This is a genomic window from Edaphobacter paludis (assembly GCF_039993895.1).
GTDB lineage: Bacteria > Acidobacteriota > Terriglobia > Terriglobales > Acidobacteriaceae > Edaphobacter > Edaphobacter paludis.
In genome coordinates this window covers 2,131,903-2,153,969 of record NZ_CP121194.1, presented here as the reverse complement: position 1 = coordinate 2,153,969, position 22,067 = coordinate 2,131,903, and the positions used below count along the sequence as shown (strand labels likewise).

Here is a 22,067-nt window from a genome sequence, read left to right as displayed (position 1 = left end):
TGCAGTAAATGGTTGAGGACTTGGCGTTTGTTCTTTTCGTGGAAAACAATCGATTGTGTAACTACTTGTAAGAACTTGCTTTGGGAAGTCCTAGATCAGCCTTGGTCTGAGGAGATAAATGCCTCCCGAAAAGGCATTTCTTCCGGATCCTTCTTAGGCGGACGAATCAACAGGAATAGGCATACCGTTGCCAAAATGGGCAACAGGCCGGCAGCCAAAAACGCGGGACGATACGAAAACCGATCGACCGAGATACCAACAGCGAAAGTGAAAACTGCACCGACGAGACCTGCCGCCAACCCACTCGTTCCAGTGACAGTGGCAACTACGTCTTGCGGAAAAAGGTCGGAGGGCAAAGTGAGACCCATCGTTGACCAACTTGCGTAACCCCATAAGGCCACACAAATCAGAGCTAAGGCTGTGTATGGACTGTGAACTCGAGCCGCTGGAATGCCTGCGAGAATAGGCGCGCAGCTGATCGCGCAAACCCATAGCCTGGCCTGAATGACGGGGAGTCCTCTCCGAACGCAATAGCCCGAGATAAGGCCACCTGTGAAGTTGCCGAGATCAGCTGCAACAAAAGGTATCCATGCAAATAACGCAATTCGCTGCAGGCTGAATCCTCGAGCGTCGCTCAGATATTGGGGTAACCAGAACACGTAGAACCACCAGATAGGATCGGTGAGGGCACGTCCCAGCACAATCCCCCAGACATTCCGGTTCTTTGCTAAATCAAGCCATCGCCGAAGACCTTTTCCTTCAGACTTCGAAGCCATAGTTTGGCCGGCATGGATATAAGCAATCTCCTCTGGCGTCACTCGCGGATGACGATCCAGCGGATAGTAAATGCGCAACCATCCGATTAACCAAAGGAAGCCGAGCAGCCCTGACAAGACAAATGCCCACCGCCAGCCAAACGCCAGCGCAATCAAGGGAATCGCCAAAGCAGCCAGAGCTCCGCCCACACTTGAGCCGCTATCGAAGATAGCCACAGCAAGGCTGCGCTCTTCATTTGGAAACCACTCCGCGACCGTCTTGCTGGCTCCCGGCCAGTTGAAACCTTCTCCAATCCCCAACATGAATCGAAACGCAACAAATCCAAAGACCGATCCGGCAAAGCCCGTCAATATATTCACTACGGACCAGAAAATCACGGCCACCGTCAACCCGATCCGGGTTCCGACAGCGTCCAGAAATATCCCTCCAAGAAGCCATGTAAGCGCATAGGAAATCTGGAATGCGCCAAAGATTTTGGAGAGATCCGTGTGGCTGAGGTGAAACTGCACCGCAATCATTGGTGACAGTACGGAGAAGGTCTGGCGGCTGATGTAGTTGATCGCAGTGGAAAAAAAGAGCGTCCACACAATCCACCATCGCAGCCGCCCGGTGGGCTGAGATTTGATGGAAGACTTCACTTCCGGCTGTGGCAAATTGCTGACCAAAATCTCATTCTCCTGAATTAAATCCACAAGCCAATCCGTCTGACTGACGTCCAATATGCCCGCTCACATCCGCAGGGATAATTCGCGCCGCTGCAGGTAAAGCGGTCCTGTAATTGATGGGGCTCACAATAATTCTTCTTGCAAATGAATGTCAACAGAAAAATTTCTTAAATCTTTGCGAATTTATCTTTGATAAGCGGTGGGATTTTCTAAAGACACCTTTCCTTCAACAAGGGCAAGGAAACTTGTAGGAAATCAAACATTTCGTTATTCGAATATCCGGATGCCTGATAAGCGAACGGAATTAGGCAGCCCTGACATAAAGGGATTGTCGTTGGGCTATTTTCCATCCAGTCTCGGCAATCGTGACGAATTAAAGTCACAAATTGCATACCAGATAATATTTTTCTTGTCAGGCGAGAAATTTTTCTTTATAGTCCCTTCTTATGTAAGGGAAGGGCTCGAAAAGCTTCTCTGGATCACACTTACCACCACATTAGGCCGCTGCGAACTGGGTGCAGGATATAGAGCATTGAATCAATCTAAGGATGAGGTTAGGTTCTAGAGGTATGAAAGCTATAAAGCCTAAAAAGCAAGAGAAGATTGGACTTCGAGAGATCGCAGCCGCGGCACAGGTAAGTATAGCCACGGTTTCCCGGGTCTTGAATGGAAACAACCGCGTTGACCCGGCTATTCAAAAGATTGTTCTGGATGCGGCAGCAAAACTCGATGTCGATCTTTCCCAGAGAAACAAGACAAAAGCCTTGGCGTTTCTACTCAGTAACCGTGCGATGCACGATGCCTTTCACTCGCAAATCCTAATCGGCGCGGAGGCTTACTGCGCCGCCCATGGGTGGGACATCATATTTTTGTCCTTCAACTATTCACCCCACGCCTCTTGGAAAGAACTGCATTTACCGAAGGTGGTCCAGCGCCACGATGTGGTTCGCGCCGTGATCTTAGCGGGAACAAACTCCACCAATCTGATCGACCTGTTGAACCACAAGGGCATCACCTTTGTCACTCTCGGTAACAACGTCCTCGGCGACCCGTACAAGCTGAACAATGATGTGATTTTTTCCGATGACACGCAAGGCGGCTATGACATGACCCGGTATCTGATCAGCCTTGGCCACCGTCACATCTGGTATGTAGGCAATACGCGTTTGCCGTGGTTTGCGCGATGCTTCGCAGGCTACCACCGTGCGATGGAGGAGGCTGGCCTCGAGTCACGCCAGAGCAGCATTGATTCTGAAGACAATCTTGAAATCGGATACCTTGGCACCAAGTCTCTACTTGCCCGCGATCCCTCTGTGACAGCTATCTTCGCCGGCAATGATCCAACTGCCCATGGTGTCTATAAGGCACTACGAGACAGCGGCTTGCGGATTCCAGATGATATCAGTGTCGCGGGCTGCAACGATACCGTCGGCGCGTGGCTCTATCCAGGGCTGACCACAATTCGGGAATTTCCTGAGCAGTTGGGGAAGAAAATGGTGGAGTTGATTCTCAGCCGCATCGCCAAGTCTGATCAGCCGCAACAGAGCGTTATTATCCCCACCGAATTTATTAAAAGGGATTCTTGCCGGGCAATCACAGCCTCGGACGATGTGTCGTCCGGCAAGCCCCTCCAAGGAACAGCGGTTGCCTCATGACCTTACAAAACCGATGGCTCAGATGTATTTAAATTGCGAACTAAACAAGGGAGAAGTGTATGACGGAATCGGAGATAGAGATGAAATCTCTTACAGTTGGAACGTTGAAAATAGAGATTTATCCTAACGGCGAAGCTGCTGGACAAGCTGCAGCACGCGCTGCGGCGCACGAGTTGCAGCAGCTAGACGCGCGACGGGAGACCATCGGAGTCATCTTCGCGACTGGAGCGTCACAACTCGATACCCTTCGTGCTCTCAACGCGATCGAAGGTCTGCCCTGGCATAAGGTTTGCGGCTTTCATATGGATGAATATATCGGCATCCCCGCTGATCATCCGTCTTCTTTCCGCCGCTATCTGCGTGAGAACCTGCCGCGACAGACGCAAATGAAGGAATTCTCTATGATCGATGGGACCGCCCCCGATCCACAGCAGGTATGCCGGGATTATGCAGAAAAAGTCAGTGCGGCCGATCCGCAGCTCTGCCTGTTCGGCGTTGGAGAAAATGGGCACTTGGCCTTCAACGATCCAGCTGAAGCCGACTTCAACGATCCTCTCGACATGAAGGTCGTGAATCTGGATACCTTATGCCGGCAACAGCAGTCAGCCGAGGGCTGGTTCAAGACCTACCAGGATGTTCCGGAGCGGGCTATCACGCTCACCATTCCAACCCTTATTCGCGTACCGAAATTGCTTGCAATTGTGCCCGGCCGCCGCAAAGCTAAAATCATTCGGAAAACCCTCGAAGCTCCAATTTCAACCGATTGTCCAGCAACCATTCTCCGCACCCATCCCGACGCGACTCTCTACCTGGATGCCGAGTCTGCCGCTGAATTAAATGGCATGTTCCACTCCAACTGAGAGGAAAACAGATGCGTGTTGGAATTATTGGGACGGGAGCCATTGCCAGAAAACATGCCCAAGCATACAAGAATATCGGGTATGAGATTACCGTCTGCACCAATACAACCGCTGAACGTGGATTGCGATTTGCAGAAGAAAATGGAGCGGAGTTCGTAGAAACGCCGGAGGCGGTGTGTTGGCATCCACGAGTGGATTACGTGGATGTCTGCACATTTCCCAACTACCGTTTACAGGCACTCGAACTATGCGCACAAAGCAAGAAGCATGTGCTGGTTCAGAAGCCGATGGCCACTCGCCTTGATGTTGCAGAACAGATGATCGTTCTTGGTTGCGAGGCGGGCATCATCCTCGGTGTGGTCAGTCAGCACCGCTTCGACGGTTCGATACTCTTTCTCAAGAAAGCTCTGGTGGATGGACGTCTTGGAAAGATCCTTCAAGCCGACGCATACGTGAAGTGGTTTCGGTCTGCCGAATATTACAGCCGGCCGGTAAAGGGAAGCTGGGCAGGCGAGGGCGGAGGCGCCCTAATCAACCAGGCTATTCATCAGATCGATCTTCTCCTATTTCTGATCGGCGGGGTGGACGAGGTCTTTGGGTACTGGCAACTCGGTTCTCTGCATAATATCGAGGCTGAAGACTCCCTCAGCGCCCTGATGCACTATGCATGTGGAGCAACGGGGGTCCTTCAAGCCACAACATCGCTCTGGCCCGGCTATCCGGAGAGGCTGGAAATCCACGGGACGAAGGGCACCGCCATCATTACCGGTGACCAATTAACCTCATGGGATGTGCAGGATGATGTTGGCGAGACGCCCCCCCTCGCGAGGCAGGAAGCATCGGGAGCCTCTGATCCCATGGCAATCTCAATAACGCCATTCGAACGGCAGTTTCTAGACTTTGGCGAAGCCTGTAAGACCGGTCGGTCTCCCGCGTGTTCTGGTGCGGACGGATACCGCGCTCTGCAATTGGTGCAGAATATCTATCGCTCATGCCTTGAGAAGCGGCCGATTGGCATATCTCCACTATCGCTTTAAACACATGCGCTCGACAGGGAAAGCAGCGAGCGAACAACACTGCGGCTGTTCCGCCTTTGAAGCGTGGCTCGATCTGCCTCCTATTGTGTTTCGCCCGGAGTGTTCTCCGAGCGGAAATCTCCGAGCAAATCCATCTCCTCGCGCAACCATGCACCCTCGCGAAGCTCCCGGACCGCCTCCTGACATCGTCTGTTCTCAGCCAGACTCACCGGACTCCAGCAGATAGTCGGCCAGGCGTTCGACTCCGAACTCGGATCCCGTTGTGCACAGCAGATAGCTTCGAACTACTCAAGATGAATAAGATAGGTCCGTATCCTCCCGCGCACCTCAGAGTGCAACCTCGTCCTGACTAGTTTTGAGTGTCTAGACCGCTAGCATCACTGGCTTCGCACCCCAAAAATCTGGCATTCTGGAAGACCATGCCTTTTCCGTCCACAAGCCTTCCCTCTATCGGCATCGATTTTGGAACGACCAATAGTTCCATCGCTTTCGCGCGCCCAGACGGAGTGGTTGAACTCGTTTCCTTCCCTACTGCCTCGGCAACTACAGAGTCGTTTCGCTCCGTTCTCTACCTGGAACAGCACAAACATGCGGGTCGAACCCAAATTAAAAGCTATACCGGCCCCTCCGGCATCGAGCATTATCTCTTCGCCGAGCACAAAGGAAGGCTCATTCAGTCGCTCAAGTCCTATCTCAGCAGTCGCACCCTTTCCGGGACCGAAGTCTTTGGCCGCCGCTACAGCATCGAAGACCTCATTTCACGCATTATCACTGATCTCCGACTCCGTGCCGAGCAACAGTTCGGCCAGACGATACGCCACGCTACCGTGGGCCGTCCCATCCGTTTCGTCGGTGCCGACTCTATCGACGATGACGACTTCGCGCTTCGGCGACTTCGTGAAGCCTTCACTCATGCTGGATTCGAGTCCGTCGCCTTTGAGATGGAGCCGATCGCGGCTGCATACGCTTACGAATCGACGCTCGATCATGATGAGCTCATCCTCATCGGCGACTTCGGTGGAGGTACCAGCGACTTTTCTCTGATCCATGTAGGTTCTGGCGTCCGTGCTCGCGGTCGGACCTCGCAGGATCTTCTGGGTAACAGCGGCCTCGGTCTCGCCGGCGATGCCTTCGACGCCCGCATCGTGCGTAAGCTTGTCTCCCCGGCGCTCGGCGCCGATTCTCTAGCCCGCTCGCTCAATAAGCTGCTTCCCGCTGTCCCGGCGTGGATCTACGCCAATCTGGAACGGTGGCATTACCTGTCATTTCTGAAGACGCGCAATGTTAATCAGATTCTCAAAAGCGCTCACGCGAATGCACTCGAACCGGAAAAAATTGAAGCGCTCCTTACCCTCATCGACGAAGACCTGGGCTACCAGTTGCATCAGGCTGTTCAGCGGCTCAAGGTCGAGCTATCGCACAACGAATCGGCGCAGTTCTATTTCCGCGATGGCAGTATGGACATTCGAGCAGATGTTACACGCGCCGACTTTGAATCATGGATTGGGGAAGAGCTGCAATCCATCGAACAATGTGTCGACGGGTTGTTAGAGACCACCGGCATCGCTGCCAAAATGGTAGACCGCGTCTTTCTTACCGGTGGAACCAGCTTTGTCCCTTCGGTGCGCCACATCTTCGAAAACCGTTTTAGCAAAGACAACGTTCGCACTGGCAATGAGTTCACCTCGGTGGCACGCGGCCTTGCCTTGAGGGACCATGAAAGCACCCTTTAGCTGACTCACCTCAACTCGCCGCAGTACGAGCCCCCCACAGCGCCCCCAACGAATTTGCTGCTCATTCCAACACGCGGATCTGTAGTGCAGACTCTGCCGGCGACGAGCTTAAACGATTGGCTTGCGCTGCTCTGGATACAATTCTCGGGAACGTTCGTAGCAATGTGCCTTGAGAGCGCTTGTATTGCTCACTCAGTCGAGTATTGTCGATCAACCATTTTCCGAGGTTCGGATTCTCGATTGATGAGGAAATCGCCAACGCACGTTTCATGGCGCCGCCATCCTGGAAACAGGCTTTGCCGGGGTTGGCACTGCCAAGATCGTCTTGTGCCGTCCGACGAGCGCCGACTGATTGCCCCTCGTGAAGGCCGTCACTTTGCGGCAAAGGATTTGCCGCGCACCGCGGTATAGACGGCATCGAAGACGCTCAGGCTATGGATATTCGGGACGCTGCCTACAGTGATCGGATCGCCGATCGATAGAACCTGGCTGTCCGTGTTGGTGAACTCCGGCCAGTGGGGCAGGCCAGGGCCGTTCGGATTGCCCGACTTCGCAAAATTGGCCCAGTAGCTGGACATCTCCTCGGCCACGGTACGATCTGCTGCGGTCCAGTTCCACGGCTCCTGATCCAGATGGTCAAAGACGTACCAGAGCTCGGCGAAGTGGCTGGCGCCCCAACCCGCATACACGGAGTTGGCGGGGAACGGTGGTTGTTGGCAGAACGAGTAGTAGAAGACGCTGCTCTTCCCAGTTCCGGCTTGCAATCTCGCCCACGCCCACATGTCCCAGCCGAAGCGCAGATCGCGTTCGAGGCTGAGTTGCGCCTGCCGCGCCTCTTGGTCGGTGGCATGGGGATAGGCCGCGACCAGCGCAGGGGGAAGTTGGCCAACGCTGTGCTCAATGTCCTTGTCGAACGTGGCGGCTGTCACGCGGCTGACGTCCGTCAGAGCACGCGCCTCGTCGGTGTTCGAGCCGATGAGCAGCGGAACGTCGTTCTGCTGTCCGGACGTAAACGCTTCATACGGTGAAACGGGAAGCACATAGGGTTCGATCACCGGGTGAACGATGCCGCCGCTGTTACCGGTGAGCAGGCGCGCTGGTAGTTGTCGTAATTGCTGCAGCGATGTAGCACGCAGTGAAGCCGCGTACTTCACACCATCCTGTTCTGCATTGGCCAGTAAGTACTTCGGTGCAAGTTGGAATGGCTCAAACAGACCGCCGCTCTCTCCGATGACGCGCTGAAACAAGCCTCGAGCACGAGGCGAAGCCATGAGGATGCTAACCGATATCGATCCGGAGGATTGACCGGCAATCGTCACGTTTTTCGAATCTCCACCGAAGGAAGCAATATTTCGCTGAACCCATTCGAGAGCAGCGATCTGATCCATCAAGCCGTAGTTACCCGACGAGTGATATGGCGATTCGCGCGTCAACTCAGGATGCGCAAGAAAGCCGAGTGGGCCAAGCCGGTACGCGATGGTGACGACAATCACGCCTTTGTGCGCCAGCCGATCACCCCAGTACAAAGGCATCGAGGACGACCCATTGATGTAACCACCGCCGTAGATCCAAACGATTACCGACAGAGGCTTCCGCGCGCTCCTGGCCGGCGTCCAGATATTGAGGTAGAGACAATCTTCACTCACCGCAGGCGGCGTCTCGCCCGGCATGGACACCCCCGCTTGCATACATGCAGGCGCAAACGCATTCGCTTTACGTATGCTTACCCACGGAGTGACGGGTGCCGGAGCGCGCCAGCGCAAGTCGCCGAGCGGAGCGGCGGCGAATGGAACACCTTTGTAGATGTTCAACCCGTCTTGGTGCACGCCGGATATTTTTCCTGATTCCGTGGCTGCTATAGGACTTTGTGCCAGCGTGACGGCGCACGTCGCTGAAATCAGCAAAGAAAGGACGGCTCTCTTGATGAGTTTTGAGTGGGACATCGAGATATTCACTTCCTGGTCGTTAGATACCTCGGGCAATGTATTACCGAGGAAGAGCTTCGCTGACTGACCGGGGAGCGAAGAGCCTGAACGCAGCCAGGATGCAGGCAAGAGCATTCAGTGAAGTCAAATTGCCTTCTGTACTCCAATACGACTTGCACACTGGTTTTGTTCCTTTCTTCGCTGGTGCTGCCGACGCGTGCGGACCAGGCTGAGAAGGCGTCCCTGGAAGGGAATTGCCAATCCTGGCCCGACCACGAAGGCGTGAGAATTGGTTGTTAGCAGGAGGCATTCTCGGTAGCTATCTCGCCAATGCGCTCGTTGCTCTGTGTACGACTGAACCTAGCAAGTTGCCCCCGGATAACCGGCAATCCGGAAGTACCTCCACGGATTCGTGCCGGGAAACGCGCCTTACGATCACGCTATTCGGGACTTTATCGACTGGTATTGCTCCGCGCCGCTTGGTGTTCAACAGAACGGTCGTGACCCGGTATTGCTACCCATGGAGTTCGCAGATAGCAATGAGATAGCGCATGATATCAATAGCAGAAAGCACTCTTATCCTCCTGCAAGTCGTGTTGCGGATTCAGCCGTAAGTATTACTCCATTCACCGGTCTTGCTCAGGTCACTGTGGCGTTACCTGCGGGGACGGGATATATATGCAGCGGAGTGTCGGAATTGTATGCTGAAAGTTAATATGTGGTCGATCTTTTCCTTTCGGACTTATTTGTTTCTATTCTGCGTTGGCTGTATCTCATCTGTAGCAGCACAGTCGCCAACTCCCAACCCTGAGCTTGTCTGGAACGCTGATTCGTCGCAGTCACAAAGATTCGTCGCAGCTCATGGAGAGCAGGCAGCTCTTATGGGCTATGCCTCGCCAGGGCTTGACATGTGGGCCTATCCGCTTCAGTTACTCAGCGATTACCAGATCAGCTTCCTCGAACCCGGGCTGGTAAACCCCATTGACGGCCTCAAGCTGCTTCGTCGCATCGAGTATCACCCCACAGAGATCGTGAGAGTTTACATCGGGTCTGACTTCGTTGTCCGCGAACATCTCTTCATCCCGCAGCATCAGCCCGGCGCCATCATCACGTACGAGGTGCAAGGAAGGTCGAAGATTCTCATAGCGGTGCACTTTGAGCCTTCCCTGAACTTGATGTGGCCAGGTGCGCTCGGCGGCCAGAGCATTCATTGGGATAACTCTGTTTCGGGCTACGTGGAAGAGGAGCCGCTCTATGGCTATTCGGCCATCCTCGCCTCTCCTCAGGCGGTTGCGCATGACGAGATTGTCAATCGAACAATCCAGCCACAAAAGGGCGTGACGTTTGTCGTCAAGCCCGGACCGTCTGATCATGGCGAGACAGCCGCGACGGTGTTCCTCGGGCTGGATGCGCCACATACGAGTCCGTCTCACGGCATGGTCCTCTCACTCGAAGCCAACAAGGATCACTTGATCTCCGAGGCAGCGGAGCACACCAGCGATCTGCTGTCCCATTCGCTCCAGATCCTCACTCCGGATGCGGAGATCAATCGCGCTCTCTCCTGGGCAGAAATTGCGCTCGACCAGGCCTGGGTCTGCAACCCACAGTTGGGCTGTGGGGAAGTAGCCGGTTATGGCCCGTCCCGCATGGGGCGTCGCCCGCAATATGATTGGTTCTTCGCTGGCGATGGCCTGATCGCAATGCAAGGTCTGCTCGCTGCTGGCGACTACACCCGCGCCCGCGACGAGCTTGCGTTCATTACGCGCTATCAGGACCCTGCAAATGGCATGATCTGGCACGAACTGTCGCAAAGTGCCGGGATGATCGATTGGCTGCACAAGTACCCCTATATGTATGTGCACGTCGACATCACATTTCAGTACCTCGCAGGCTTTGCCGATTATGTTGTCACTACGGGCGACAACGAATTTCTTCTGGCCCATTGGAGCAATGTCGAAGCTGCCTGGCGCTACTGCCAGTCTGTGATCAGCCCCACCACCATGCTTCCGCAGATTCCCCCAGGCAAAGAGGGGGAGAACGAGCAGGACCGAATGAGGGATTCACTCGATCTGTCTTCGCAGTGGATTAGTGCCGCGAGGGGTTTCGCGCAGCTTGCAAAACTCACCGGTCATGCCGAGGATGCTGCCAAAGCAGATCGGGCTGCGGCCGCAGCGCAAGCGTCCGTAGCGGCTGAGGACTGGGATGCAACGCACCACTTCTGGTTGGCCGGTCATACGAGAAACGGAAAGGCCATCTACGACCAGCGCTCCCGACCGAGCGGCATCCTGCTGCAGGATGTGTTCTCGCAGCAGCAAGCCGATGAGGTTCTGGATCGCCTTGCCTCTCCAGAGTTCGAGACCGATTGGGGGGCGCGCGGCATGTCCGAACTCGCGCCCAGCTTCGCTCCGAGTTCGTATTCGAAGGGGAGTGTCTCAGCGCTTGGCTCTTCCAACGTTGCCGAAACGTTGTGGAAGGAACACCGCCCGCTGGCCGCTTGGAATCTCTGGCACTCACTGCTTCCGTGGCACAGACTCGACAGCGAAGGCCATCTTCACGAGGTGCTCGACGGCAGCTTTTTCGGGCCACAGATCGAATCCGTTCCCGAGCAGACCTGGTCCTCCGCCGGGTATCTCAACAGCGCTGTTCATGGACTCCTCGGAATCGAGGTGCACTCAGCGGACCACCGGCTGAGCTTTGCGCCTCACCTACCCGCTCAGTGGAACGTGCTCCATGTTGGCCACATCCACGTCGGAAGCTCGTCCTTGAATGTCCACCTCACGCGCGACGAGCGCGGGTTAGAACTGCAACTGGACAATGAGGGAACCCCGGTCGTGCTCGACTTCAGTCCCGAGCTTCCGCTCGGAGCCCAACTGACCGGCGCATCCCTCAACGGTTCCCGCGTGAAAGCGACCCTTCACAAGCAGGCACAGGATGAACATGCGACTCTTCGCCTCACTGTGCCGCCCGGCCATACGATCTGTCGAATCACTTACGCAGGGGGCATACAGATCACCGTGCCTCAACCAGAACCTGCTCCGGGCGCAGTCAGCAGGAATCTCAAAATAGTGGCCGCGCACTTCGCAAACGGCACACTTCGGCTGACTGGATATGCAAGCTCACCCAATCGCGCTGTCGTAGATCTAAGCACACCCTGGAAACTAACCAAGGTGGAGGGTGCAACCGTGGACTCCAGTATTCCGGGAACCTATCGGGTGCAGTTCGACATGACCCCGGCGGCGAACAGCGCAAGCGCAGAATACGCGCCTATCGGTGCCGTGCTGACGTTTGCTATTCCGGGGCCGTAACTCCCACCCATCTTTCCACGAGTGCAAGCAGGGCTGGGTGGGTGGAGGGAGTCTGGACTCCACCCATCAGTTACACTCCTGAGCTTCGACGTTCTAAGGTCGAGGTGGTTGGTAGTGGGAAATGCTTCTGCATCAGGAGGAGAAAATCAGGAAGTGCCGGATTCACATTGTCTTTTCTCCATGCGAAAAACAACTTTGTATAGATGGTCTTTACCTTAAGCTTTCTCAGCACAGTTCCTTCGAAGTGCAGAGCCCGCGCACTCTGCGGAACCAAGGCAATACCTTGTTCGGCGGTTACCAGGGCGAGGATCGAATGAACCTGGCTGATTCGCTGTACATAATTGACTCGAATGCCCGAGGTTTGAAGCAAGCTATCAACCTTATCGTGGAAGTATTTCCCGTCCACTGGATTGAAGGTGATGAAGGGCTCACCACTCAAGTCTTCGAGTGCAGGCAGACGTCTTTTCGCGAGTCGATGGTCGCGGTGAACCGCCAGAAGAAGAGGCTCGCGTAATACCTGGATTACCTCCAGGCCGTGCAGGTTCGAGGTCATGCCAACAGGCCCAGTTCGATTTCATGCCCCTGCAAGGCCTCCAACTGCCGACTTGTGATCATTTCATTCAATAATTCCTGTTCAAGAAGTTGAATCTGGCGTCTAAGCGGGGTTCCGTCATGAAGATGCGTATTCGGCCTTTGGGTGAAAATCTGCTCTCCCCCGCCATGATGAGTTGCGCGCATGTCTATCCTTCCAAGTTGGTCGTCGTTGACGACCACTCTCAGTACCGGGCTTGCTTAATGGGACGGCATCGGCATCATTAACATCCTGCTTGTCTCCGGTTCAATCCAATCGATGCCCTCGGCTTCGAGTAAACCCCTTCGGCAAGGGTGATGAGTGTCACTGAGAGCTTGCAAAGTTGCGAGGATCCTGAGGGTTGATCTGCATCTTCACTCTCCTTGCTTCGGTATTATTCATGCGAAGTCGCCATGCCAAAGCGGACTATTCTACCCATCCGCGGTTTGCGCGGCTTCATAGAATTGCACGATTGTTTGGTCCTGGCTTAGTCACCGGCGCCGCCGACGATGATCCATCTGGCATCCTTACATATAGTCAGTCTGGCGCGCAGTTCGGATTAGGCCAACTATGGACGGCGCTCGTCATGTTGCCGTTCCTGATCGCTGTTCAGGAGATGAGTGCCCGAATCGCACTCGTTACCGGCCAAGGAATCGCCGCAACACTTCGGAAACACTATTCCAGGCATGTTCTCTACGGCATAGTGTTCCTGCTGATCGCAGCCAACACAATCAACCTCGGAGCTGACCTTGGAGCAATGGCCGATAGCGCACACCTGCTACTGCCAATCCCAAATGCATTTTTCATTCTATTATTCGCGACAATCGCTATCGTGCTAGAGGTCTTTGTGCAGTACCGCACGTATGCGCCAATGTTGAAGCTGCTCACGCTGTCTCTTTTTGCGTATATGCTCACCGGCTTGATCGCGACTCGAGATTGGACACCCGTTATAAAAGCAAGCTTTCTTCCTCATATTCAGTTTGACTATCAATTCCTGATGATTATTGTCGGGGTTTTTGGCACGACGATTTCTCCATACTGCTTTTTCTGGCAGGCCTCACAAGAACTCGAAGAAAGACGCGCGGGCAACGGCGGCAGTGGAGGCGCACGCAGACTGCTGGCCGATATGCAGAGGGACACAAGTATCGGCATGTTCGCTTCTGAGGTGGCCACCTGGTTCATCATCGAAACAACAGCCGTTGTTCTCTACGTCAACGGAGTCAGAGACATCACGACGTCCGCTCAAGCAGCACGAGCTTTAGATCCGTTGGTCGAGAGCTTCCCCCACGCCGGCAAAATCTCGGAGATACTGTTTGCGGCCGGTGTAATCGGCACAGGTGCTCTGGCGGTCCCAATCTTCGCGGCTGTGTCCTCCTATGCGCTGTGCGAGTTGCTGGAGTGGAATGAGGGACTGGATCTAACGCCCAAGCAGGCGCCCGGATTCTACTGGATCATGCTTGCGGGAACCTCTGTAGGTGTCCTCCAAAACTATCTGGGATTCAATCCAATCAAGTTGCTGATCTACTCGGCGGTGATCAACGGTATCGTGTCCGTTCCCATCATCTTCATGCTGATCATCATCGCAAACAATAGCAAAATCATGGGGAAATATGCGAACAGAATGCTGAGTAACGTCATCAGTATTGCGACTCTCGCAGTAATGACGATTTCGGCGGGTCTGATGATGTACTCGTTTTTTGCGAAGTAGGAGCACAGGTTCGGCTAGGTACGGGAGGTAGTCATCGAAATAGCAAAGCAAAAACACGACAAACCCTGGCTCCGTTTTCTTTCGCAACTCAAAGTGTTCACACCACTAGCGCATTTCCTTACGAGAGCTGGACCTGGTCCGGGCTTCGGTTTGATGAAATCCACTTCCCGAAAATGACCGTTCGCTATGAGATTTATGTCTTCACCTGCTACTCCGCTGCACGGCTGTTTGAGAAGCGGAATTCTGAGGAGCACATCATCACGGAACAAGCGGTCGAGATGAACTTTGCTCGCTTTGCGGCACATCATCGGGCAAACGAAGTTGACTGAGCCCTGTCGGCTCAAATCCAATCAAGTCGTTCGATAAATATCTGAGTTGCAACTGCTGGAGGCGCGACTCAAATCATTGACAGTAAGGCAAAAAAAATTGATTGTGAGTAAAGACGAAGTGCAATTTAAAATGACAGGTGGTCTATGAAGAAGCAGTCCAACCCGCGAAAAAAGGAGAAACATTCTTCCAGAGCTACCGACACTACCACAGTGGAAGAGTCGATTCGGCCATATGCGATTGCAGATAAGCTGCGTACCCTTCGCCTGCGTCGTAGCATGGGGCTCGCGCAACTCGCCGAACACTCCGGGTTTTCCCCAGCCATGCTGTCGCGTCTCGAAAATGGCCGGCTGGTGCCCACTCTACCAACGCTTACGCGTATTGCGTTGGTTTTCGGCGTTGGGCTCGATTACTTCTTCACTGATCCGCGGAAGCGCCACGTTGTGGCCATCTCACGTCGTGATGAGCGAAGGATATTCCCATCCGACCCCAAAGGGTCTTCGGTCCCGTGGTCCTTCGAAAGTCTGGACTTCCGTGCAAATGAGCGGAAGCTGAATGGGTTTCTGGCTCATTTTCATTCGTTGCTTCACGAGAAAGTCACACCGCATTTTCATCCGGGGGTAGAGTTACTCTACCTGATTGAGGGGAAACTGGAGATGACCATCGGTGTTGAAACGTTCCAGCTCTCTGCCGGCGACTCCATCTACTTCGATTCGTTACAGAAACATGCCTACCGAAGTCTGGTCGAAACGCCTTGCACTGCGGTCGTGATAACTACGGGATCTTCCACGTAAAGGCGAGCTTTTCCAGAGCACTATTGTTTGTGCAGATCGGTGATACCGTGCTGTTCTCTGCTAAATCACCAAATCGCGGGGAGGGCGCATCGTCGGCGTAGCGAAATTTGACATCTTTACCAATCGGCAATCAAAACTGATTTCTTTGCACGTGAAGCAAGTGATTGTCGTTTAGGAGCTCAACTCCAGCCACAATAGTACGCGGTGACCCTATGGTGGAGGAATGAGCTTTGCGCAAAGCGATAAAAAAAGACACATCGTGATCGTGGGAGCCGGACCTGGCGGACTTGCTACTGCGATGCTACTTGCGAAGCGCGGCTTCCGCGTTCAAGTCTTCGAGAAGCAGGATGTCATTGGTGGGCGTAACGCGGAACTTCGCCTGGGTGAATACAGCTTCGATCTCGGGCCGACGTTCCTGATGATGAAGTTCTTGCTTGATGAGCTCTTTGTCGAAGGAGGGCGCCGCTCCAGGGACTACCTGCAGTTCCAGCGGCTTGATCCGATGTACGCGCTTAGTTTTCCAGACAAGACGATGCTTGCGCGCTCCGACCCGGAGGCAATGAAGGCGGAGATCGAAAAGCATTTTCCTGGCGAAGGCGCCAGCTTCGATCATTTCCTTGAGCGCGAGAGCCTTCGATTTAAAAAGCTGTATCCGTGTCTGCAACAGCCGTATGGTACTCTCGCCAGCCTGATCAGTCCCACGCTACTCGCGGCCGTGCCCCATATTGCCGCAGGGCGGTCGCTGCACAACGTGCTCGCCGATTACTTCCGCTCAGAAGAGCTCCGCCTCGCATTTACATTCCAATCAAAATATCTTGGGATGTCGCCGTGGGATTGTCCCGGTCTCTTCACCATGATTCCCTATACGGAGCATGCCCATGGCGTGTACCACGTCATGGGTGGTCTTTGCCGCATCAGCCAAGCCTTTGCCGAGGTTGCTTGTGAAGAAGGAGCTGAGATTCACACCTCCACGCCAGTCGCCCGTATCCTCCTTGATGGACGTCGCGCTTGTGGCGTCGAGCTTGTCAGCGGCGAAAAGATCTACTGTGACGATGTTGTGATCAACGCCGACTTCGGTCACGCCATGAGCATGCTTTTCGATGAGAAGGATCTTCGCCGTCACAAACCATCAAGTCTTCGCAAGCGAAAATTTTCATGTTCGACATTCATGATGTACCTCGGCCTCGATCGTGAATATGACGCCGAGCACCACACAATTGTCTTCGCGCGCAACTACAAAAAGAACATCGAAGACATCACGCACGGTCGCGCAACCTTGGAAGATATGTCGCTGTACATCCGTAATGCCGGCAAGACAGACCCGTCAGGCGCACCTGCGGGCCACTCCGCGCTCTACATTCTCGCCCCTGTGGCCAACAACACTAGCGGCATTAGTTGGAATGAGTACAAGCACCAATGCCGCGAATACGTCCTACGCATTCTGCGCGAACGTACACCTTACGGCGACGTCACGCCGCATATTCGCCGCGAACTGATCATCACCCCTGAGGACTGGGAGAAGAACCACTCAGTCTTCCTTGGTGCAACCTTCAACATGGCACATAGCTGGGACCAGATGCTCTACATGCGCCCTCACAACGAGTTCGAGGAGTTTTCGAATTGCTATTTGGTGGGTGGCGGCACGCATCCTGGCAGCGGACTCCCCACCATCTTTGAGTCGGCACGTATCTCAGCCAACCTTATCTGCGAGCAATATGAGGTCTCATATCCCGCTGCAAAACCGCTTGAGCCAGCGCTCGCATGAATTTGTCGACTTCAGACCAGATTCTTGCCTGCGCGCGTGCGGCGCAGGCCGCCTGGGCTGCAATCCCTGTCTCACGCCGATGTGCCATTCTGGGTGATTTGCGCCGCGAAATCGCACTTCAGTGCGAATCAATAGCCGACACAATCGCGCGAGAAACCTCAAAACCACTGTTGGATGCACTCTCTGGCGATGTACTCGTCACTCTAGAGCATCTGCGCTATTACGAATCCTACGCCGCGCGCATATTGCGTTCGCGTCAGATAGGTAAGCCCTCTTTCTTCTTTCGTGGTGCACGCTTCGAGAAATCTTTCGAACCGCACGGAGTGGCTCTGATCTTCGGCCCGTCGAATTATCCTTTTCAACTAACGGTGATCCCGCTTATCACTGCACTCGCTGCAGGCAATGCAGTGATTCTCAAGTGTTCCGAGCGTACGCCCGAAACAGCGGCCCTCATCGCGAAGCTCTGCGCAAGAGCTAATCTACCTCCCAACCTGGTACAGGTGTTGCATGACGGCCCCGAACAATCCGTAGCCCTCATTGACGCTCGCCCAGACTTCATCTTCTTTACCGGCAGTAGCCGTCACGGCCAGCAGGTGGCGCAGCGTGCCGCAAAGCAGCTCATCCCTATGATCCTTGAGCTGGGTGGAAAGGATGCCAGTCTCGTCTTTGCGGATTGCCATCTTGATCGAGCTATTGAAGGTATCTGCTACGGCGCTTTTTCCAATGCCGGACGCGTGTGCATTGCAGTCAAGCGCGCATACATCGAAGCTTCCATTTATGACGACTTTCTCGCTCGTTTGAAGCAGCGCATTATGAAGCTTCGCGTCGACACTGATACAGGCGCAGACTTCTGCCCGCTGTCTAAGAATTCCCAATCCGATCCTCGTGCCCAGGTGGAAGACGCACTCTCCCGTGGCGCCACGCTGCGCTGGCCGCACGATCGTGCCGCGGTCGCGTATCAGCCGACGCTCCTCAGCGACGTTCCCTCCGACGCGCGCATCCTTACAGAAGAGTCCTTCGGCCCCGTGCTCTGTGTAGCCTCTTTCCGGGACGAGGCCGAAGCGATTGCGCTTGCTAATGCAAGTCATTTTGGGCTCAGCAGCAGCATCTGGACCCATAGTCAAGCGAGAGCCCGTCGCATAGCCGCGCAACTCTCTGCTGGAAGCTGTAGCGTCAATGATGTCATCCGTGCCATTGCAAATCCTCATGCCCCATTTGGCGGGAATCGGTTGAGCGGCTATGGTCGCTATCACGGCCCCGAAGGCCTACTCTCTTTTTCTCGCGTGAGAACCATTATGCTCACAAGCGACCGCCGCACTCGCGAGATCAACTGGTTTCCATTCAACGGTCGCACCAGGGGCCAACTCGCCAGCCTGATCCGATTCCGACACGCGACGACCGGTCTCGTGGGGCGTCTCAGCCGGATACTCATGCCGCTCCTCCTCAGCACAATTCTTCCCATGGCCTTCGCGGCGCAATCCAAGCCGCAGGCGCATCTCTCCATCGACGTCCATCTCACTCCACACGCACGCGGCGAGCTGGCCTATCTCATCTTTGCCTCATCATCTGGATTTCCTGGTGAACGCGAGAAAGCTCTCCGGCAGGGGTTCCTTCCCATCCCTACTAACGCCCAGAACCTCCGCATTGATGCCGATCTCCCGCCCGGAACCTATGCTGTGAGCGTTTATGAAGATATCAACAGCAACCACAAGCTCGATCACAATCTCATCGGTATTCCACGCGAGCCAGTCGGCGTCTCAAACAATCCGCCTGCTCGCTTCGGCCCACCCCACTTCGACCAGTGTTCGTTCCACCTTGGAGAAACTTCTAAGATCATCACAATCACCTTGGTACGCGCATCATGAGTGCTGCTAAAAAGGGTAACCGCATCATCGTCATCGGAGCCGGGCTCGGCGGTATGTCTGCGGCCATCATGCTCGCTCGCAATGGCTTCCAGGTCACCATTCTTGAGAAGAACGCACAGGTCGGCGGCAAGCTCAATCAACTGCAAACCAAAGGGTTCAGCTTCGATCTCGGACCTTCGATCTTCACACTTCCTGAGATTTTTCGTCCCATCTTCGAAGGTGGCGGGAAGCGGCTCGAAGACTACATAACCCTGCAGCGCGTCGATCCGCAGTGGCGCAATTTCTTTGAAGACGGAGTCGTCGTCGACCTATGGGAAGACCCTGAAAGAATGCGTAAGGAGCTCGGGCGTTTCGGCCCGCAGATCTTCGGCGAGTACAAAGACTTCCTTGCCTATTCACGCCGCCAATACGAGATCCTTGAACGTGGCTATCTCCGCCATGGCCTCGATACCCTCACACAGTTCTTCCGCTTTTATGGCTGGAAGGAGGCTGGAGACCTCGACTACCTGCGTTCGATGTCAGGTAGCATTTACAAGCGACTGAGCAATCGTTACCTCCGCGATATCTTCGAATACTTCATCAAGTATGTCGGCTCCAGCGCCCTTGATTCACCTGCCTTTATGAACTTGATGCCGACCATTCAGATGGACTTTGGTCTCTGGTATGTTGCTGGCGGCCTCTATCAGTTGGGCCACGCGTTCCGTAAGCGTCTGGAAGAGACTGGTGTCACACTCTGTCTCGAACAAGAGGTTCTGCGTATCGATTTCTCCCGGAGTGCCGTCACTGGCGTGCAAGTCCGCAACTCGAGCGGCGGTCTTCGAATTTTGCCTGCCGATTACATCGTGTCCAACATGGAAGTCGTTCCCGCCATGAAGCAGCTACTGCGCTCTCCAACTTCCGTCATGAAGAAGTTGCGTCGCTTCGAACCATCGTGCTCTGGTATCGTTCTGCACCTTGGGCTGAACCGTGTCTATCCGCAGCTCGCACATCACAACTTCTTTTATTCCACCGATCTGCACAAGCACTTCCGCCGGGTATTTCGCGACAAGAAGCTGCCTGATGATCCGACCATCTATTTGGTCGCCCCCACCCGGAGCGATCCATCGCAGGCACCGCCAGGCTGCGACAACATCAAGATCCTGCCTCACATTCCATCCATCAACGACCGCAATCCCTACACGAGAGAAGATTACATCGCTCTCAAAGAACTCTGCCTCGACAAGCTTGAGCGCATGGGCCTCACTAATTTGCGGCAGCATATCGTCGTCGAAGACTTCTGGACCCCATTCGACATCGAGACTCGCTATGCCTCCAATCGAGGCTCCATCTACGGTGTGGTCTGCGATCGCCGCCGCAACTTTGCTTTCAAAGCGCCCAAGCAAAGCTCCCAGTTTCACAATCTGTTCTTCGTAGGTGGCAGCGTCAATCCCGGAGCTGGCATGCCGATGGTTACGCTTAGCGGCCAACACGTCGCTCGCATGATTATCGAGCAGACCTCCAAGGGAAAGCCATGATCTTGCCGGCCCTCCTCTGCGCTACCGGACTTCCTGCCGGCTTCCTCCTCATCCAGCGCGTTCCTTCCTGCCCACCTGCTCAGTCGCACGCCACGATTAGCCTTTCGATCGTCATTCCCGCACGCAACGAGCAAGACAATCTTCCTCGCCTTCTGCAATCGATCGCGGCATCTGCGGCACGCCCGGCAGAGATCCTGGTCGTGGACGATGCTTCCACCGATAACACAGCACTTATTGCACAGAGCCTCGGCGCAACCGTCATCGCCTCTGCTCCTTTACCAACCGGCTGGACGGGCAAGGCGTGGGCCTGTCATCAGGGAGCACAACGTGCCATTGGAGAGAATCTGCTTTTTTTGGACGCGGATACGTTCTTTGTCAAGGATGGCCTGAACGGTCTTATTGCACGCTGGCTTCGCGAGCAGGATCCAAGGCTGGTTATGTCGTTGCTGCCCTACCATGTCATAAGTGACCAATACGAGCAGCTCTCGCTTTTTTTTAATGTCCTCATGGCTGCGGGTGCCGGCGGGTTTGGTGTAATTTCTAAGCCGCGGCTCTTTGGCCAGTCTCTCCTCATCGCCAAAGGAACCTACTTCGCTGTTGGCGGTCACGCTGCTGTTCGGGGCTTCGTCCTGGAGAATCTCAATCTCGCCACCCTTATCCGCGCCTCTGGGTCGCGCATCCTCTGCCTGAGTGGGCGCGGCACCCTTCATATGCGAATGTTCCCGGAAGGTCTCGGCCAGATGTCCGATAGCTGGACAAAAGCTTTCATTCACGGAGCCGCCGCCTCGGACGGCTTTATTCTTACATCAGCGGTGATGTGGATCTCCGCTCTCTGGTCCACCGCACTGCTCTTGATCGTTCCGCGTGACTACGGTCGTCTGGGACTGGCGTTCGTCTACCTGATGTTTAGCTCGCAACTTGTCTACCTCGCGCGTCAGCTTGGCAGTTATCGTCTCCTCACCGTCCTGTTGTATCCGTTGCCGCTCGCATACTACTGTGCTGTGTTTGGCCGATCCGCCGCACGGCGCGCTCTTCGCCGCAAAACTGTCTGGCGAGGGCGCGAAGTATGATCGCGGTGGTGGTGTGGGCGGCGAACCTCCTCGGTTGGCCCGTCATTCACCTCGCCATCGGCTTCGTCGTTCTCCGCATTCCGCCGCACATCTTCGCACGCGACACATGGCTTACCACCCGGCGCCCCTGGGAACAAGATGGGCATCTGTATCGGGACCGGTTCGCAATTCGAAAATGGAAATTTCTGCTCCCTGATGCTGCGCCCTGGCTTGGCGGCTTCGCTAAGAGGGAGCTCCGCGAGCGCAACTCTGCCTACCTTGCACAATTTCTCATCGAGACTCGCCGAGCCGAAATTGCGCACTGGTGCATGTTGGGCTGCCTACCCCTTTTCTTTATCTGGAATCCACCATGGGCGCGCTGGGTAATGACCGCCTACGCCCTTGCCGCCAACCTACCTTGCATCCTTGTGCAGCGTTATAACCGTTTCGCACTTGACCGTATTGCCCACATCCGGAGCCAAAGTCCGGTGCGCCTATGAATCAATCCACGCCCAAA

The 22,067-nt window shown here is 54.9% G+C and carries 17 protein-coding genes; 13 read left to right on the top strand and 4 right to left on the bottom strand.

What is annotated here, in order from left to right:
- Positions 1 to 95 precede the first annotated feature (95 nt).
- Complete coding sequence (locus P4G45_RS08830) at positions 96 to 1,415, bottom strand: MFS transporter (protein WP_348269241.1); 1,320 nt, start codon at positions 1,413 to 1,415, stop codon at positions 96 to 98.
- 596 nt (positions 1,416 to 2,011) lie between these two features.
- Between P4G45_RS08830 and P4G45_RS08825 the strand changes: the two genes are divergently transcribed.
- From P4G45_RS08825 to P4G45_RS08810, 4 genes are all read left to right on the top strand, one after another.
- A complete protein-coding gene (locus tag P4G45_RS08825) occupies positions 2,012 to 3,097 on the top strand; it encodes a LacI family DNA-binding transcriptional regulator (RefSeq protein WP_348266111.1) in 1,086 nt (361 codons plus the stop codon).
- A gap of 80 nt (positions 3,098 to 3,177) precedes the next feature.
- Positions 3,178 to 3,957, top strand: a complete 780-nt coding sequence (locus tag P4G45_RS08820) for a glucosamine-6-phosphate deaminase (RefSeq protein ID WP_348266110.1) — start codon at positions 3,178 to 3,180, stop codon at positions 3,955 to 3,957.
- Between the two features lie 11 nt (positions 3,958 to 3,968).
- Positions 3,969 to 4,994, top strand: coding sequence for a Gfo/Idh/MocA family oxidoreductase (locus P4G45_RS08815; protein ID WP_348266109.1), 1,026 nt, complete (start codon positions 3,969 to 3,971; stop codon positions 4,992 to 4,994).
- 419 nt (positions 4,995 to 5,413) lie between these two features.
- A complete protein-coding gene (locus P4G45_RS08810) occupies positions 5,414 to 6,727 on the top strand; it encodes an Hsp70 family protein (protein WP_348266108.1) in 1,314 nt (437 codons plus the stop codon).
- Between the two features lie 371 nt (positions 6,728 to 7,098).
- Here P4G45_RS08810 and P4G45_RS08805 read toward each other — a convergent pair whose 3' ends face one another.
- Positions 7,099 to 8,670, bottom strand: a complete 1,572-nt coding sequence (locus P4G45_RS08805) for a carboxylesterase family protein (RefSeq protein WP_348266107.1) — start codon at positions 8,668 to 8,670, stop codon at positions 7,099 to 7,101.
- A gap of 863 nt (positions 8,671 to 9,533) precedes the next feature.
- On the opposite strand from P4G45_RS08805, the gene P4G45_RS08800 reads away from it, so the two are divergent.
- Positions 9,534 to 11,957, top strand: coding sequence for a glycosyl hydrolase family 65 protein (locus tag P4G45_RS08800; RefSeq protein WP_348266106.1), 2,424 nt, complete (start codon positions 9,534 to 9,536; stop codon positions 11,955 to 11,957).
- Between the two features lie 70 nt (positions 11,958 to 12,027).
- On the opposite strand, the gene P4G45_RS08795 is transcribed toward P4G45_RS08800, so the two are convergent.
- A complete protein-coding gene (locus P4G45_RS08795) occupies positions 12,028 to 12,510 on the bottom strand; it encodes a LysR substrate-binding domain-containing protein (protein WP_348266105.1) in 483 nt (160 codons plus the stop codon).
- On the bottom strand, positions 12,507 to 12,695 hold the full coding sequence (locus P4G45_RS08790) for a hypothetical protein (protein ID WP_348266104.1): 189 nt from the start codon (positions 12,693 to 12,695) through the stop codon (positions 12,507 to 12,509). Before P4G45_RS08790 ends, P4G45_RS08795 begins: the two co-directional genes overlap by 4 nt.
- Positions 12,696 to 12,889: 194 nt before the next feature.
- Here P4G45_RS08790 and P4G45_RS08785 point away from each other — a divergent pair, with 194 nt between their 5' ends.
- The 8 genes from P4G45_RS08785 to P4G45_RS08750 all read left to right on the top strand — a co-directional run bounded on the left by P4G45_RS08785 (position 12,890) and on the right by P4G45_RS08750 (position 22,050).
- Positions 12,890 to 14,236 carry a divalent metal cation transporter gene (locus tag P4G45_RS08785; protein ID WP_348266103.1) on the top strand — a complete coding sequence of 449 codons (1,347 nt, stop codon included), beginning with the start codon at positions 12,890 to 12,892 and terminating at the stop codon, positions 14,234 to 14,236.
- A gap of 173 nt (positions 14,237 to 14,409) precedes the next feature.
- On the top strand, positions 14,410 to 14,565 hold the full coding sequence (locus P4G45_RS08780; protein WP_348266102.1) for a hypothetical protein: 156 nt from the start codon (positions 14,410 to 14,412) through the stop codon (positions 14,563 to 14,565).
- A 144-nt stretch (positions 14,566 to 14,709) separates the two neighbouring features.
- A complete protein-coding gene (locus P4G45_RS08775; RefSeq protein WP_348266101.1) occupies positions 14,710 to 15,357 on the top strand; it encodes an XRE family transcriptional regulator in 648 nt (215 codons plus the stop codon).
- 223 nt (positions 15,358 to 15,580) lie between these two features.
- On the top strand, positions 15,581 to 17,122 hold the full coding sequence (locus tag P4G45_RS08770; RefSeq protein WP_348266100.1) for a phytoene desaturase family protein: 1,542 nt from the start codon (positions 15,581 to 15,583) through the stop codon (positions 17,120 to 17,122).
- The gene (locus P4G45_RS08765; protein WP_348266099.1) at positions 17,119 to 18,987 is read left to right on the top strand and encodes an aldehyde dehydrogenase family protein; all 1,869 of its coding nucleotides are present in this window, start codon (positions 17,119 to 17,121) and stop codon (positions 18,985 to 18,987) included. Before P4G45_RS08770 ends, P4G45_RS08765 begins: the two co-directional genes overlap by 4 nt.
- Positions 18,984 to 20,501, top strand: a complete 1,518-nt coding sequence (locus tag P4G45_RS08760; protein ID WP_348266098.1) for a phytoene desaturase family protein — start codon at positions 18,984 to 18,986, stop codon at positions 20,499 to 20,501. Before P4G45_RS08765 ends, P4G45_RS08760 begins: the two co-directional genes overlap by 4 nt.
- Positions 20,498 to 21,571 carry a glycosyltransferase gene (locus tag P4G45_RS08755; protein WP_348266097.1) on the top strand — a complete coding sequence of 358 codons (1,074 nt, stop codon included), beginning with the start codon at positions 20,498 to 20,500 and terminating at the stop codon, positions 21,569 to 21,571. The genes P4G45_RS08760 and P4G45_RS08755 overlap by 4 nt, the downstream gene beginning before the upstream one ends.
- Complete coding sequence (locus P4G45_RS08750) at positions 21,568 to 22,050, top strand: hypothetical protein (RefSeq protein WP_348266096.1); 483 nt, start codon at positions 21,568 to 21,570, stop codon at positions 22,048 to 22,050. The genes P4G45_RS08755 and P4G45_RS08750 overlap by 4 nt, the downstream gene beginning before the upstream one ends.
- Positions 22,051 to 22,067: the final 17 nt, after the last annotated feature.